Here is a 15,114-nt window from a genome sequence, read left to right as displayed (position 1 = left end):
ATGGAGATGAATTACCGCCACACATTCCATGCCGGCAACCACGCCGACGTCCTCAAGCACGTCGCGCTGCTGGCGCTGTGCGACGCGCTGACCGCCAAGCCGGCACCGCTGTTTGCGCTCGACACCCACGCCGGACGCGGGCTGTACGCCCTCGACAGCAATTCGGCGCTGCGCACGGGCGAGGCCGAAGGCGGCATCGGACGCTTGCTGGCCGAATCGCCCAAGCACCTGGCCATCACGCGCTATCTCGCGGCGGTCCGCGCGTGCCGGCAGGTCCACGGCTCGGCCAGTTACCCCGGCTCGCCGTGGCTGCTGGCGCATGCGCTTCGTCCCGACGACCGCATTGCCGCCTGCGAGCTCCACCCGGAAGAAGCGCAGCTGCTCGGCTCGACATTCGCCGCCGACGCGCGGGTGTCGGCGCACGAGCGCGACGGGTATGCGGCGATCAAGGCCTTGCTGCCGCCACGTATCGGCGACACGCGCTTCAACCGGGGCTTGGTCATCATCGATCCGCCGTACGAGGCGCAGCTCGAGGAATTCGACACCGCGATCCATGCGCTGCGCGAAGGACTGACGCGCTGGCCGCAGGGCACGTTCGCGCTGTGGTACCCGATCAAAATGCGTCGCGCGCTGCAGCCGTTCTACCGGCGCGCCGCGGCGCTGCCGGCGAAGTCCACGTTCGTCGCCGAGTTGCTCGTGCACCCGGACGACTCGCCGCTGCGAATGAACGGCAGCGGCCTGCTGCTGCTCAATGCGCCGTGGCGCCTGGACGAAACGCTGCGCGGCGCCCTGCAGCTGCTGGCGCGCACGCTCGGCGATCCGAGCGGATCGTGGCGGCTCGACTGGCTCAAAGAGCCCGCCTGACGGCCTCCCGCACGCTCGCGCGAGTCAAATCCTCGCGCTGACCTGCACGCGGCGCGCTGCACCGGCTGTGCGACACTCCTGCGCCCTTTCACGACCCGCCCTCGCCCATGCCCGCCGCCAGCCTGCTCACGCTCATCGACGACATCGCCGCAATCCTCGACGACGTTGCGGTGATGACCAAAGTGGCGACGAAGAAGACGGCCGGCGTGCTCGGCGACGATCTCGCGCTGAACGCGCAGCAGGTCACCGGGATCCGCGCCGACCGTGAGCTGCCCGTCGTATGGGCGGTCGCCAAGGGCTCAGTGCTCAACAAGGCGATCCTCGTGCCCGCCGCGCTCGTGATCAGCACGATCGCGCCGTGGGCGGTGATCCCGCTGATGATCATCGGCGGCGGCTTCCTCTGCTACGAGGGCGTCGAGAAACTCGCGCACAAATACCTGCATAGCGAAGAGAAGGCCGCAGAGCACGCGGAGCACGTCGAAGCGCTGCAGGACGAGAACGTCGACATGGTCGCGTTCGAGCGCGACAAGATCAAAGGCGCGGTGCGCACTGACTTCATCCTGTCGGCAGAGATCATCGTGATCACGCTCGGCACGGTCGCGACCCAGCCATTCATGACGCGGCTCTCGGTGCTCGTGGCGATCTCCGTGATCATGACGATCGGCGTGTATGGCCTCGTCGGCGGCATCGTGAAGCTCGATGACCTCGGCGTGGCGCTCAGCCGACGCGCGGACGCCGCGAGCCGGGCGATCGGTGCGGGCCTGCTGCGCTTCGCGCCGTGGCTGATGAAATTCCTATCAATTGCGGGCACCGCCGCGATGTTCCTCGTCGGCGGCGGCATCCTCGTGCACGGAATCCCGGCGCTCGAGCACTTCATCGAGCCGTACAAGCACGGCGCCGGCGGCACGCTGATCGGCATGGCGTTCGACGCCCTGGTCGGCATCGTCCTGGGCGCCGCGGTGCTCCTCGTCGTCAAGACCATCTCGAAGCTGCGCGGCAAGCGCAGCTGACGGGGAGCGGACGCGCCGCAGCGCGCAAACCTCAGACGATTGTTAGCACCGTCTGCGCGAGCGCTCCGAGCACGCCCGCACCGACCACGACGGCGGCGACCGGCCAATGCCAGCGCGCCAGCCCGACGTAGGTCACGACGGCCACCACGACCGCGAATGCCGCCGCTGCCGTCGTCTGCCCCGACAGCAGCGCCGCGCCGAACCACAGCGCGAGATGCGCGATGACGCCGACCACCGCCGCCGTCACGGCGGACAGCGCTGCGGCGACCGCCCCTGCATCGCCGATTCGATCGATCCACGGCGCGAGCACGAGGACGAACAGGAAGCTCGGCAGGAACGTCGCCCACAGCGATACCGCGGCGCCCAGCAGGGCCGACGCCAGTGGGCTGGCCAGATCCGGCTGCTGCCAGCCGCCCACGAAGCCCACGAACTCCAGCACGAGCACGAGCGGCCCGGGCGTGGTTTCCGCAAGGCCCAGTCCCGCCATCATCTGGCCCGCGTCGAGCCAGCCGTGGGTCCGAACGGCCTCCTCGGCGACATAAGGCAGCACCGCGTACGCACCGCCGAATGTCACGAGCGCGGCTTTGCTGAAGAACAGGCCCATCGCAAATGCCGTGCTGCCCGGTCCCGGCCACGCGGCGAGCGCCAGCAATGGCAGCCACCACGCGAGAAGCAGCGCAATGCCGATGCGAACCGAGTAGCCGGCGCCGAGCGAGGCGGTTGGCAACGCCGACGCGACACCCGGCGCACCGTGCGCGGACGTCGGCGCCGCGAGCCACTGGGGGCGCCAGCGCCGCACCGCGAGCCCCGCCAGCGCCGCGCCTGCCACCACGGCCGGAAATGGCACGGCAGCCAGCGCGATCGCGGCGAGCGCGAGCAGCGCAAGCACGAACGCGAACGGCGTCTTCAGCACGCGGCCGCCGATCTTGCGCGCGGCGTACGCAATGATCCCCAGCACCGCGGCCTGCAGCCCGAACACCACGCCCGTCGCCACTGGGGATTCCCCGAAGCGCACGTAGAGCCAGCTCAGCCCGGCGAGCAGCACCGCCGCCGGCACCACGAACAGCCCGCCCGCGACAAGCCCGCCACGCACGCCGTGCAGGCGCCAGCCGAGCCAGGCGGCCAGCTGCATCGCCTCGGGCCCGGGCAGCAACATGCACACGTTGAGCGCGCGCAGGAACGAGGCCTCATCGATCCAGCGGCGCTTGTCGACGAGCTCGGTGTGCATGACGGCGATCTGCCCCGCCGGCCCGCCGAAGCTGATGCAACCCAGCACGAACCAGAACCGCACCGCGGTCGAAAACGTGGGTGCAACCGGCGCCACCTCAGTCGATGAGTTCACGTTGTCTCCGTTTCGACAGCTTCCCGCGCACCAGCTCGTAGCTGCGGCGAACGAACATCCGCAGCTGTTCGCCGGGCAGGGCGTCCGGAGCCGACACCTGCACCCAGCGCGCCCGCGCGAGGTACGGCGCAGGCGCGAAGCCGGGCTGGCCCGTGAGCTCGAGGAATCGGTGGTCGTCGACCTTGAAGCTCACGCGACCGGCCTGCGGGCCGCGGACGCTCAGCACGCAGAACATCTTCGCGTCGACCGAGAACACCAGGTCGTCCTGCCATTTGATCTCCGCGCTCACGCCGGGCCAGGCCAGCGCGCAATCACGCAGTGCAGGCTCGTCCATGTCGACACCGAATGAAGAAGTTGGCCACCGGCAGTGTGCCAACATCGAGACATGATGGAACGTCAACGCCTTCCGCCCTGGCACGAACGCCAACGCCTGCCCAACGGACGCGAACTGCTGATCCGTCCGATCCGTCCCGAGGACGCCGAACCGCTGCGCGCCGGATTTCCGCTGCTGCAACCCGAAGAGGTGCGGCAGCGTTTCGCGTACACGATGGGCGAGCTGACACCGGAGCTTGCACAGCGGTTTACGCGCGTGAGCCCGCGCAGCGAATTCGCGCTTGTCGCAGCCGAGCCGTTGCCACCGGGCGAGGCGCTGATCGGCGCGGTCGCGCGGGTGGCGGTCGATGCGAACGAGCGCGACGGCGAGTTCGCGATACTCGTGAGTTCGCACATCGCGAACATGGGCGTCGGTCGGTACCTGATGACGCGCTTGGTGAAGTGGGCGCGCAGCAGGCGGCTGCAGCAGCTCTACGGCGAGGTGCTCGAGAGCAACGAGGCCATGATCGCGCTGGCCCAGTCGCTGGGTTTCACGCGCGAGGCCGCTAAGACACCCGGGCTCGTGCGCATGACGCTCGACCTGCGCGAGCTGCACTGATCGATAACAAAAACGCCGCGCCCGCGAGGGCACGGCGTCGTCATACGGCGAGCAGCGACGTCAGACCAGCGTCAGCATCACGTCCACATTCCCGCGCGTCGCATTCGAATACGGACACACGCGGTGCGCCTGCTCAACGAGGGACTGCGCCTGCTCCTGCGGCATGCCCGGTAGCGCGACCCGCAGTTCGACCTGCAGACCGAAGCCCTCCGGAATCTGGCCGATCCCGACACTGCCTTCCACGCGCGTGTCGGCTGGCAACGCGACCTTCTCGCGGGCGGCGACGAACTTCAGCGCGCCGATGAAGCAGGCCGAATAGCCCGCGGCGAACAGCTGCTCGGGGTTGGTGCCCTGACCGCCGGCGCCGCCGAGCTCGCGCGGCGTCGAGAGGGTGGCGTCGAGTGCGCCGTCGGACGACACGGCGCGGCCATCGCGGCCTCCGGTCGCAGTGGCCTGGGCGGTGTACAGCACGGAATCGAGCGGCATCGGGATACTCCTGAGGGATGGAATCGGGGGATCAGATCGCGCGCGCATGCTGCGCGACGGGTCGAACGACGTTAGTGAGCGCGTGCGCGGCGCGCAATCGTTCCTGCACGGCACGGCTGCAACGGTGCATCGCGCGGCTCGCGCCGTGCGCACCGCGTGGACGGGCCGCGCGAGGCGTTCCATTAGAATCGTCGCCCCGCACGCCGGCCCGGCCGCGTGCCGAATCGATCCGCGGACCGCGTCTTCATGCCCCTTCCCCCGATTTCGACTCCGCCGCTGCCGCGTCCGGGCCAGCTGCGCGCCTGGTGGCGCGCGCCCGCCTCGCCGTCTGCGCTGGCCTTCCACATCGCCACCGCCGCGGCCGCGTTCGACGGCCCGCTACTGGCCATCGCGCGCGACAACCACGCCGCGCAGCAGCTCGACAGCGACCTGCGCACGCTGCTGGCGTCCGGTCCGCCGAACGCGCGTGTACCGGTGCTGCTGTTTCCCGACTGGGAAACCCTGCCCTACGACCGCTTCAGCCCGCACCCGGATCTGGTGAGCCAGCGACTCGCAGCGCTGCATCGGCTGCCGAAGCTCAATCGCGGCGTCGTGGTCGTGCCGGTTCAGACGCTCATGCAGCGTCTTGCGCCGCCGAAGCACGTGGTGGGCGGCAACTTCGACGTGCGCGTGGGCCAGCGGCTCGACATGGACGAGGAGAAGCGCCGCCTCGAATCGGCCGGGTACCGCCATGTGCCGCAGGTGCTCGACCCCGGCGACTTCGCCGTGCGCGGCGGGTTGCTCGACGTGTACCCGATGGGCGCCGATCAGCCGTTCCGTGTCGAGTTGCTCGACGAGGACATCGACACGATCCGCCTGTTCGATCCGGAGTCGCAGCGCTCGCTCGACAAGGTCGATTCGATCGAATTGTTGCCCGGCCGCGAACTGCCGCTCGACGAGGCGTCGATCAAGCGTGCGCTCGACGCACTGCGCGAACGCTTCGACGTCGACACGCGGCGCAGTGCGCTCTACCAAGACCTCAAGGCCGGCAGCGCACCCGCTGGCATCGAGTACTACCTGCCGCTGTTCTTCAGCGAAACGGCCACGCTATTCGATTACCTGCGCGGCAATGCGCTGCCGCTTGTGGGCGATGGCGTGTTCGAGGCTGCCGAGCAGTTCTGGCAGCAAACGACCGACCGATACGAGCAGCGGCGCCACGATGTCGAGCGGCCGCTGCTTCCGCCGGGAGAGCTGTACCTCTCCCCCGAAGCCCTGCGCGCGCAGCTCAACCAGGGGCACCGCGTCGAAGTCTGGGCCGAGGGCCATGCGCAGATCGACCGCGCGCAGGCGCTCGGCGATCAGCCCGCGATGCCGCTGCCGCTCGCACCGCGAGATCCGTCGGCGGTCGACTCGCTCAAGTCCTTCCTCGGCGCATACCCGGGCGACGTGCTCATCGCCGCCGATTCTGCGGGCCGGCGCGAAGCGCTGCTCGAACTGCTCGACTCGGTCGGCCTCAAGCCGACGGTGCTGCCGGACTGGGCGGCGTTCACCGCGCGCGGACCGATGCGGCATCCCGAACCCGCGAACGAGGCCCCGCCCGACAAACTGTTCGCGATCGCAGTCGCGCCGCTCGAAGACGGCTTTGCGATCAGCACGCCGACGTTCACCGTCCTCACCGAGCGCCAGCTGTTCCCCGAGCGTGCCTCGCAGCCGCGCCGCCGCAAGCGCGTCGGCCGCGAGCCCGAGGCCATCATCAAGGACCTCGGCGAACTCACCGAAGGCGCGCCGATCGTCCACGAGGACCATGGCGTGGGCCGCTACCGCGGCCTGGTCACGCTCGACGTCGGCGGCACGCCGGGCGAGTTCCTCGACATCGAGTACGCGAAGGGCGACCGGCTCTACGTGCCGGTGTCGCAGCTGCACCTGATCAACCGCTACTCGGGCGCGTCCGAAGAAACCGCACCGCTGCATTCGCTCGGCGGCGAGCAGTGGACGAAGGCGAAGAAGAAAGCCGCCGAGAAGGTGCGCGACGTCGCCGCAGAGCTGCTCGAGATCCAGGCCAAGCGCCACGCGCGTGCGGGCCTCGCGGTCGATGTCGACCGCGCGATGTACGAGCCGTTCGCAGCCGCGTTCCCGTTCGAGGAGACGCCGGACCAGCACTCGGCGATCGAAGCCGTGTTGCGCGACCTGCAATCGAGCCAGCCGATGGATCGCGTGGTCTGCGGCGACGTGGGCTTCGGCAAGACGGAAGTCGCGGTGCGCGCGGCATTCGCCTGCGCCGTCGGCGGCAAGCAGGTCGCGTTGCTCGTGCCGACCACGCTGCTCGCCGAGCAGCACTACCGCAATTTCCGCGACCGCTTTGCCGACTGGCCGATCCGCGTCGAGGTACTGAGCCGCTTCAAGTCGAAAAAGGAGATCGCGGCCGAGCTCGAGAAGGTCGCCGAGGGCACGATCGACGTCATCGTCGGCACGCACCGCCTGCTGCAGCCGGACGTGAAGTTCAAAGATCTGGGCCTCGTGATCGTCGACGAGGAACAGCGCTTCGGCGTACGCCAGAAGGAAGCGCTGAAGGCGCTGCGCGCGAACGTCCACCTCCTCACGCTCACTGCGACGCCGATCCCGCGCACGCTCAACATGGCGATGGCCGGCCTGCGCGACCTGTCGATCATCGCCACGCCGCCCGCGCACCGCCTCGCGGTGCAGACGTTCGTCGTGCCCTGGGACGACGCGCAGCTCCGCGAGGCGTTTCAGCGCGAACTCGCGCGCGGCGGGCAGGTGTACTTCCTGCACAACGACGTCGAGAGCATCGGCCGCATGGAGCGGCAGCTGCAGGAACTCGTGCCGGGTGCGCGCATCGGCGTCGCGCACGGCCAGATGCCCGAGCGCGAACTCGAACGCGTGATGCTCGACTTCCACAAGCAGCGCTTCAACGTGCTGCTGTCGACGACGATCATCGAATCGGGCATCGACATCCCGAACGCGAACACGATCATCATCAACCGTGCCGACAAGTTCGGCCTCGCGCAGCTGCACCAGCTGCGCGGCCGCGTTGGCCGTTCGCACCACCGGGCATATGCGTATCTCGTCATCCCGGATCGCAAGGCGATCAGCTCCGACGCGAAGAAGCGTCTCGACGCGATCGAGGCGATGGACGAGCTCGGCGCAGGCTTTACGCTGGCCACGCATGACCTCGAGATCCGCGGCGCGGGCGAGCTGCTCGGCGAGGACCAGAGCGGCCAGATGGCCGAGGTCGGCTTCAGCCTGTACACCGAGCTGCTCGAGCGCGCGGTGCGCTCGATCCGACGCGGGCACCTGCCCGACGTTGACCTGCAGGAAGCGCGCGGCGCGGACGTCGAGCTCAGCATCCCGGCGCTGATTCCGGACGATTACCTGCCCGACGTGCACACGCGCCTGACGCTGTACAAGCGCATCAGCAGCGCGCACGACGCAGCGCAGCTGCGCGAGCTGCAGGTCGAGATGATCGACCGCTTCGGCCTGCTGCCGGACGCCGCCAAGCACATGTTCGCGATCGCCGAGCTCAAGCAACGCGCGACGGACATCGGCATCCGCAAGCTCGATCTCGGCGAGAACGGCGGCCGCGTGCAGTTCACCGAGAAACCAAAGGTCGACCCGATGGCGATCATCAAGCTCATCCAGGGCCAGCCGAAGACCTACCAGATGGACGGCCCCGACAAGCTGCGTGTGAAGCTCGAACTCCCGGACGCACCGTCGCGGCTGAACGCGGCGCGTGGCCTGCTGACGCTGCTGACGCAGAGCGCTTGAGTCGCGATTGATACGTCAGCCTGCGGCAATGCATGAGTTGCAATCACAGAACCTTTACCTCTTGAGGCGGCTTCGCATCGTATAAACACACGTTCGTCACGCGCTGACCTCCGGAGCCGCTCTTGCCGTCCTCCCGCATCCGCCCGTCGGTGCCGACCGGCGTGTCCGCCGGACCCTGCCTCGAGGTGCCGCTGATCTCGCTCGACCGATGCGACGCAGCCGATCCGCTCGCAGCTCTCGACGCGCTGGACGCGTGGTTAGATGCGGTCGGGTCGCCCGAGGCGGCAGCCCGCGTACTCGCGGCAGTCGCCGAAGGCGTGCGGCGGCTGGTGCAGGCCGATGCGGTGCTGATCGAGCCGGGGCGGGCGACCTCGAGCGCGGCGCCGCCCGCCGCGGCCGGCCTCGACGACGCCCAGTCACTCGCGCTCGCGGCGTTGCTCGGTGATCCCGCCGGCGTCACACCTCCGGAGTTCACCGCGGTGCCTGCGCTCGGCTTCGGGCGCGTCCGCCACGTGCCGCTCGCCGATGTCCCGGGCGCGCGCCTGACCGCGCTGCGCCGCGAGGCCTGCAGCGAGTTCGACGACGCGATGCTCGCGCGCTGCGCGCGGCTCGTGGGCCGCCACCTCGAGCGCTGGCGGATGCAGCAGTGCGTGCACGAGAGCGAGTCGCGCTTCCGCACCATGGCCGACCACGCCCCAATGATGATCTGGGTCAGCGAGGCCGACGGGCGCTGCACGTTCGTCAGCGACTCCTGGCGCGAGTTCACGGGCATTGCGACGCTCGATGTCGACGAAGACCGCCTCGCCTGCGTGCACGAGGACGACCGCGAGCGCGTCCGCACGACGTTGCTCACCGCACACGAGCGGCGGCGCCCCACGCGCATCGAATACCGGCTGCGCCGCCACGACGGCCAGCACCGCTGGGTGCTCGATGCGGTCGCGCCGCGCTTCGATGCGCACGGCGCGCTGCTCGGCTGCATCGGGTCGATGCTGGAAATCGACGAGCACCGGCGCAGGGAACGCGATGCGCGGTTTGCGTCGCAGATGCAGTCGGCGCTTGCGCAGCTCGACGACGCCGAAGACATCATGCACGTTGCGGCCGACCGGATCGGCCGCTACTTCGGCATCCCGACGCTCGTGTTCGCGGACGTCGGCGAAGACGGCCAAGACGCGACGGTCGTCCACCTGCACGGCGAGAACCATGTCGTCAGCGCGCCGCGCACGCTCTCGGACGTCATCGACGACCGCTTCTTGGAGCCGTTGCGCACCGGCAACACGATCACCGTGCACGACGTGGCGACCGACCCGCGTACGGCGGTGCGCCTGGACGAATACCGCGCGCGCGATATCGGCTCGGTGATGATCGTGCCGTTCCCGAGCGGGGGCCGCTGGCGTTTCGTGCTGGTCGCGCAGGACGCGCAGCCGCGCGAGTGGCGCGACGACGAGCGCGAGCTGCTGCACGAGCTCACCGCGCGCGTTCACCTGCGCCTGGAACGCGCCCGCGCGAACGCAGCAATGCGCGAGAGCCGCGAGCAGTACCGCCTGCTATTCGAGTCGATCGACGAGGGCTTCTGCGTCATCGAGTTGCTCTGCCACCCCGACGGCACCGCGTTCGACTACCGGCACCTCGAGGTCAACCCGGCGTTCGAGCGGCACTGCGGCGTGCGCAACGCGGTCGGGCATACCGCGCTGGAGCTGATACCCGGGCTTGAGCCGCACTGGTTTCGCACCTACGGCGAGGTCGCCCACGGCGGGCGTCCCGTCCGCTTCGAAGCACAGGCGCGGGCGCTGCAGCGGTGGTTCGACGTCTATGCGTTCCGCATTGGTCGCCCGGCCGATCGCCGCGTGGCCGTGCTGTTTTCGGACATCACCGGCCGCAAGCACACGGAGGCGGCGCTGCGCCGCAACGAAGAGCGCCTGCGCCTCGCGCTCGTGACCGGCCGGCTGGGCTCGTGGCAGCTCGACCTGCTCACGATGGACTTCACCTGCACCGCGCTGTGCAAGTCGCATTACGGGCTCGCTGCCGATGCCCCGCTCGCATATGCGCGCCTGTGGGACGAGCTCGTGCATCCGGACGACCGCGATGCGATGCAGGCCGAACTCCGGGCCGCGATCGAACATCACCGCGATTACGAGGCCGAATACCGCGTCGTCTGGTCGGACGGCAGCGTGCACTGGCTCGTCGCGCGCGGTCGCGCCGCCTATGACGCGCGCGGCCAGGCCATCGCGGTCGCTGGCGTCACGCTCGACATCACCGAGCGCCGCCAGACCGAGGAAGCGCTGCGCGACGCCGACCGCCGCAAAGACGAGTTCATCGCCACGCTCGCGCACGAGCTGCGCAACCCGCTCGCCCCGCTGCGCCACTGCCTGCATATCCTGCAGATGGAGTCCGCAGCCCCGGTCGACCTCCCGCGCATGCACGCGATGATGGATCGGCAGGTGCGCCACCTGGTACGACTGGTCGACGACCTGCTCGAGGTCTCGCGCATCAGCCGCGGCAAGATCGAGCTGCGCCGCGAGCGCATCGACCTGGCGCAGGTGATCCAGCACGCGGTCGAAACCAGCCGGCCACTCGTCGACGCCGGCCGCCACGCGCTCGACGTCGAGCTTGCAACGGCGCCTCTGCTGCTCGACGCCGACGCGATCCGGCTTGCACAGGTGTTCTCGAACCTGCTCAACAACGCGGCGAAGTACACGCCGCACGGCGGCCGGATTGCTGTGTCCGCGTCAGCCGAAGGCACGGACGCCGTCGTCCGCGTCCGCGACAACGGCGTCGGCATCCCGCTCGACATGCTGCCGCGCGTGTTCGAGATGTTCAGCCAGGTGGACCACACGCTCGACCAGGCACAGGGTGGCCTCGGGATCGGGCTCACGCTCGTGCGCAGCCTTGTCGAACTGCACGGCGGCACCGTAAGCGCGCAGAGCGCCGGCCGCGGCTGCGGCGCGGAGTTCACCGTACGGCTGCCGCTGTGCGACACGCCGACGGCACACGGCTCCACGCCGCGGATCGCCGATGGGGTAACAGATCGCGGTGACGGACCGCAGCGGGTGCTCGTCATCGACGACAACCGGGAGAGCGCAGATTCGCTTGCGATGTTCCTGCGCCTGTGCGGTCGGGAGGTTCATGTGGCTTACGACGGAAACGCCGGCATCGAAGCGGCGGAGCGCCTGCGCCCGGACGCGATGCTCGTCGACATCGGGATGCCCGGCCGGAACGGTTACGAAGTGTGCACGCACGTGCGCGCGCAAGCCTGGGGCCACGCGCTCGCGATCTTCGCGGTCACCGGCTGGGGCCAGCAGGACGACCGGCATCGCAGCGAGCGCTGCGGCTTCGACGGGCACCTCGTCAAACCGGTGGACCCCGACGCACTGCTGGCAAACGTCGACGAGGCCTGTCGGCGCCGCCGCGAGCTCACGACGCCGTGACCGCCCTGCCCCACATCACCACGCGCACCGGCGCGTGGACGCACGCGCGCGGCGCGGTGCGCATCGGCATTGCCGCCGTGGTCGGCTTCTCGACGCTGCTGCTCGGGTGCGCTTCCGCACCGGCCGCAGACGCCTCGGCGGTAGAGAGCGGCCCAACGTACCTGCTCGTGCGCCATGCCGAAAAAAGCACTGCCGACCCGCGTGACCCGACGCTGACGCCCGCAGGCGAGGCACGTGCGCAACGCCTCGCGGCGGAGTTGCGCGATGCCCCGCTCGTCGCCGTGTATTCCACGGACACGCGTCGGACGCGTGCGACCGCGACGCCGGCCGCGCAGGCGCACGGTCTGTCCGTCGAGGCCTACGACCCGCGCGCCGCTGAAGCACTCGCTCGCGACCTGCGAACCCGGCATCCGCGCGGCCTGGTCCTGGTGGTTGGGCACAGCAACACGGTCCCGGCGCTCGCGGCGGCGCTGTGCAGCTGCACCGTTCCGCCGATGGGCGAGCACGACTACGCGCTACGTTATCGCCTCCGCGCGCCCGGCGCCGACGGCCCGGCACGACTCGAGGCCGAAACGTGGTGATCAATGCCACCTGGCCCCGCGCCGGCCTCGCCGGTTGGGATGGCACGGAAGGCGGCGCGCGCGCGCTTCAGTGCACCCTCGCCGGCGAGGTCGAGCTTGGCGACGGCTTCCGCCCGACTCTGACGACCGTGGGCGGCTTCAGTGCGCGCACCGCTGGCGACGGCCGCCGCGTCCGCGCCGCGGCGGTTCTGATGGACCTGCAGACGTTGCAGCCGCTCCACGTGGACGTGCGCGAGGTCGAAGCACCGCTGCCCTACGTGCGTGAACTGCTCGGGTTCCGGGCGCTCCCTGCGCTGCTCGAAAGTCTCGACGCGCTGCCCTACCGCCCCGAAGTCGCGTTCGTCGAAGGCCACGGCATCGCGCACCCGCGGCGCTGTGGGCTCGCATCGCATTTCGGACTAGCCACGGGTGTGCCAACGATCGGCGTGGCCCGGGACCGGCTCGCCGGCAGCGCGCCCGAGCCGGGCCCGACGCCCTGCGATGCGACACGCTTGCGCGAAGGCGATCAGCAGGTCGGCTGGTCGGTGCGCACCTGCCGCGACGCGCGTCCGGTGTTCGTCTCGCCTGGCCACCGCGTGTCGCTCAAGAGCGCGCTCGAACTGACGCTGCGATCGTTGCAGGCACAGCGCCTACCGCGGCCGGTCGACCTCGCACACGAACTGGCACACGAACCGGGCGGGACCGGACCGCGCCGCTGGCATCCGGGCGCGCGGTCGGGCCCGTCGCTGCACACATGAGGTCTGCAGCGGCAATGGCGGTGCTGTTCGCGGTCGGCGCCTGCACGCAGCCGGATCTACGCGCTAAGCAGGCGGCGACCGCGCAGACGCCAGTCGAGATCCGGCTCGCGCCGGGCGAGCACGCTCCACTCCCGGGCGGAGGCCGCCTGCGCTTCGTCGCCGTCGTGTCCGACTCGCGCTGCCCGCCGAAGGTGCAGTGCATCCACGCGGGGGAGGCCGTCCTGCGTTTTGAACTGGATTCCAGCGTCGGCGCGCGCACCGTCGAGCTGTCGACAGCGACCGACGCGCACGCCGCAAGCGTCGGCGGCCACCGTGTTCGCCTGATCTCGGCAACTCAGGGGACGCCAGTCAGCGCGCGCGTCGCGGTGGGACCGTTTGACTGAGGCCGGACGGCGTCAACGGGTTGCACAGAATCGGTCAAACGGCGGAACAGGCAAACGAACACAACCGGTTCACAGTCTTCGAAACGCGGATTTGTCAAGGCCCTGTGAATGAGCTACGTTCGTGACGTGCCGCTCGGTTCAGCGGCCGTCAAGGGGGACCCCACAATGCGCACTTCGATTTTCTGTCTGCCTGTTCTGCTCGCGTTCGCCGGCGGGGCGTATGCCCAATCACAGAGCGATATCGCCTGCCCACAACTGCCCGCCGATTCCGGCCTCATCTGGCAGCACAAGGCCACCGCCAAGTCAGACTTCTGCCGCGCGCTGCGCCCGGATGGCTCCGAGGCATTCGGGCTTTTCATCGCGAACGACTCACCGTTCAAGCCCACGCGCGGGAACCGCGCCGAGCAGGCGGTGATCGACGGCCGCGAAGTCCAGTGGTACCGCAGCGAGCTCGCCGCACAGCCGGACGTGCAGGCGCGCGAAACGCTCATCGAACTGCCCGACGGCCGCGTCGCCCACGTGTGGGTGCAAGCGAAGACGCAGCAGCAGCTCGACCAGGCGCTCAGCCAGACCGCCGACCTGCGCTTCCGCAACGCCCAACTCAGCAGCAAGTGAGGTCAGGGCGGCAGACGCCGCCCGATTTCGCGGCTGCAGCCGACGTAGACCGCACGCCACGGCGGCTGACGTCTGCGGCCGCAGTGCGGTCGACTAGAACCGGCCCTGCTGGAGGTCGACAAACGCCTGCATGAGCTCCTCGCGGGTGTTCATCACGAACGGCCCGTGCCGCGCCACCGGCTCGCGCAACGGCCGGCCGGCGACGAGGATGAGGCGCGCACCGGCCTCGCCGCCCGCGAGCGCCACGTCCGCGCCGCCGCCGAGAACGCCGAGTTCCTGCGCGCCCACGCGGCGACGCGCCTCCCCCTCGCCGACCGACGCCGCGCCTTCGTACACATAGACGAACGCGTTATGCCCGCCGGGCAGCGCGTGCGTCCACGCCGCGCCAGGCGCGAGCTCGATGTCGAGGTAGACCGGCGCCGTCGCCGCGTCGCCCGCGGCGTACACGGGGCCAACCGTATCGCCGACGCGTCCGGCAATCACCTTAACGCGCACGCCCTCGGCCGGCTCGGCCTGCGCGATGCGCTCGGGCGCGAATTCCTGGTATCGCGGCGGCTGCATCTTGTCGCGTGCGGGCAGGTTCACCCACAGCTGGAAACCGCGCATGCGGCCCTCCAGCTGCTCCGGCATCTCCGAGTGCACGAGCCCGCTGCCGGCCGTCATCCACTGCACGCTGCCCGGCACGAGCACGCCTTCATTGCCCCGGTTGTCGCGGTGCCGCATGCGGCCGTCGAGCATGTAGGTGACGGTTTCGAACCCGCGGTGGGGGTGCTCGGGGAATCCGGCGAGGTAATCCTCGGGCCGGTCGGTGCCGAACTCGTCGAGCATGAGGAACGGGTCGAGGTCGGGCAGCTGCGGCGTGCCGATCACGCGCGTGAGCTTCACGCCCGCGCCGTCGGAGGCGGGCATGCCGCGCAAGGTGCGGATCACGCGGGCGGCGGAGGGGACGGTGGACATGGCGGCCTCGGGTCGAGTGGA

At 69.9% G+C, this 15,114-nt stretch carries 13 protein-coding genes; 9 read left to right on the top strand and 4 right to left on the bottom strand.

Annotated features, from left to right (window positions below):
* Positions 1-6 precede the first annotated feature (6 nt).
* On the top strand, positions 7-864 hold the full coding sequence (locus IE075_RS00915) for a 23S rRNA (adenine(2030)-N(6))-methyltransferase RlmJ (protein ID WP_189452429.1): 858 nt from the start codon (positions 7-9) through the stop codon (positions 862-864).
* 107 nt (positions 865-971) lie between these two features.
* Entirely contained in the window at positions 972-1,874 is a 903-nt protein-coding gene (locus IE075_RS00910) for a DUF808 domain-containing protein (protein WP_189452427.1), read from the top strand.
* Positions 1,875-1,905: 31 nt separating this feature from the next.
* On the opposite strand, the gene chrA is transcribed toward IE075_RS00910, so the two are convergent.
* Positions 1,906-3,216, bottom strand: a complete 1,311-nt coding sequence (chrA, locus tag IE075_RS00905; RefSeq protein WP_189452426.1) for a chromate efflux transporter — start codon at positions 3,214-3,216, stop codon at positions 1,906-1,908.
* Positions 3,200-3,550: an MmcQ/YjbR family DNA-binding protein gene (locus tag IE075_RS00900; protein ID WP_189452423.1), complete on the bottom strand. Its 351-nt coding sequence runs from the start codon at positions 3,548-3,550 to the stop codon at positions 3,200-3,202. The genes chrA and IE075_RS00900 overlap by 17 nt, the downstream gene beginning before the upstream one ends.
* A gap of 51 nt (positions 3,551-3,601) precedes the next feature.
* On the opposite strand from IE075_RS00900, the gene IE075_RS00895 reads away from it, so the two are divergent.
* Positions 3,602-4,147, top strand: coding sequence for a GNAT family N-acetyltransferase (locus IE075_RS00895; protein ID WP_189452422.1), 546 nt, complete (start codon positions 3,602-3,604; stop codon positions 4,145-4,147).
* A 60-nt stretch (positions 4,148-4,207) separates the two neighbouring features.
* On the opposite strand, the gene IE075_RS00890 is transcribed toward IE075_RS00895, so the two are convergent.
* Complete coding sequence (locus IE075_RS00890) at positions 4,208-4,633, bottom strand: organic hydroperoxide resistance protein (protein WP_189452420.1); 426 nt, start codon at positions 4,631-4,633, stop codon at positions 4,208-4,210.
* Between the two features lie 246 nt (positions 4,634-4,879).
* Between IE075_RS00890 and mfd the strand changes: the two genes are divergently transcribed.
* The 6 genes from mfd to IE075_RS00860 all read left to right on the top strand — a co-directional run bounded on the left by mfd (position 4,880) and on the right by IE075_RS00860 (position 14,136).
* Positions 4,880-8,395: a transcription-repair coupling factor gene (gene mfd, locus IE075_RS00885; RefSeq protein ID WP_189452418.1), complete on the top strand. Its 3,516-nt coding sequence runs from the start codon at positions 4,880-4,882 to the stop codon at positions 8,393-8,395.
* A 122-nt stretch (positions 8,396-8,517) separates the two neighbouring features.
* On the top strand, positions 8,518-11,820 hold the full coding sequence (locus tag IE075_RS00880) for a PAS domain S-box protein (RefSeq protein WP_189452416.1): 3,303 nt from the start codon (positions 8,518-8,520) through the stop codon (positions 11,818-11,820).
* Positions 11,817-12,401: a SixA phosphatase family protein gene (locus tag IE075_RS00875; protein ID WP_189452414.1), complete on the top strand. Its 585-nt coding sequence runs from the start codon at positions 11,817-11,819 to the stop codon at positions 12,399-12,401. Before IE075_RS00880 ends, IE075_RS00875 begins: the two co-directional genes overlap by 4 nt.
* Positions 12,398-13,138 (top strand): endonuclease V, encoded by a 741-nt coding sequence (locus IE075_RS00870; protein ID WP_229792249.1) that lies wholly within the window; start codon positions 12,398-12,400, stop codon positions 13,136-13,138. Before IE075_RS00875 ends, IE075_RS00870 begins: the two co-directional genes overlap by 4 nt.
* 14 nt (positions 13,139-13,152) lie before the next feature.
* Complete coding sequence (locus IE075_RS00865; protein WP_189452412.1) at positions 13,153-13,521, top strand: hypothetical protein; 369 nt, start codon at positions 13,153-13,155, stop codon at positions 13,519-13,521.
* Between the two features lie 165 nt (positions 13,522-13,686).
* A complete protein-coding gene (locus IE075_RS00860; protein WP_189452410.1) occupies positions 13,687-14,136 on the top strand; it encodes a hypothetical protein in 450 nt (149 codons plus the stop codon).
* Positions 14,137-14,229: 93 nt separating this feature from the next.
* Here IE075_RS00860 and IE075_RS00855 read toward each other — a convergent pair whose 3' ends face one another.
* Positions 14,230-15,093: a pirin family protein gene (locus tag IE075_RS00855; protein WP_189452408.1), complete on the bottom strand. Its 864-nt coding sequence runs from the start codon at positions 15,091-15,093 to the stop codon at positions 14,230-14,232.
* Between the last annotated feature and the right edge of the window lie 21 nt (positions 15,094-15,114).

Origin of the sequence: Cognatilysobacter bugurensis (assembly GCF_014652095.1) — a bacterium.
Classification (GTDB): domain Bacteria; phylum Pseudomonadota; class Gammaproteobacteria; order Xanthomonadales; family Xanthomonadaceae; genus Cognatilysobacter; species Cognatilysobacter bugurensis.
This window is presented reverse-complemented; position numbering and strand designations above follow the sequence as displayed.

What these genes read in the sequence shown, in the direction of transcription:
- IE075_RS00895 (WP_189452422.1), top strand. Translation starts at nt 3,602, where the DNA reads ATGATGGAACGTCAACGCCTTCCGCCCTGGCACGAACGCCAACGCCTG.
- IE075_RS00860 (WP_189452410.1), top strand. Translation starts at nt 13,687, where the DNA reads ATGCGCACTTCGATTTTCTGTCTGCCTGTTCTGCTCGCGTTCGCCGGC.
- IE075_RS00865 (WP_189452412.1), top strand. Translation starts at nt 13,153, where the DNA reads ATGGCGGTGCTGTTCGCGGTCGGCGCCTGCACGCAGCCGGATCTACGC.
- IE075_RS00910 (WP_189452427.1), top strand. Translation starts at nt 972, where the DNA reads ATGCCCGCCGCCAGCCTGCTCACGCTCATCGACGACATCGCCGCAATC.
- mfd (WP_189452418.1), top strand. Translation starts at nt 4,880, where the DNA reads ATGCCCCTTCCCCCGATTTCGACTCCGCCGCTGCCGCGTCCGGGCCAG.
- IE075_RS00855 (WP_189452408.1), bottom strand. Translation starts at nt 15,093, where the DNA reads ATGTCCACCGTCCCCTCCGCCGCCCGCGTGATCCGCACCTTGCGCGGC.
- IE075_RS00890 (WP_189452420.1), bottom strand. Translation starts at nt 4,633, where the DNA reads ATGCCGCTCGATTCCGTGCTGTACACCGCCCAGGCCACTGCGACCGGA.
- IE075_RS00900 (WP_189452423.1), bottom strand. Translation starts at nt 3,550, where the DNA reads ATGGACGAGCCTGCACTGCGTGATTGCGCGCTGGCCTGGCCCGGCGTG.
- IE075_RS00915 (WP_189452429.1), top strand. Translation starts at nt 7, where the DNA reads ATGAATTACCGCCACACATTCCATGCCGGCAACCACGCCGACGTCCTC.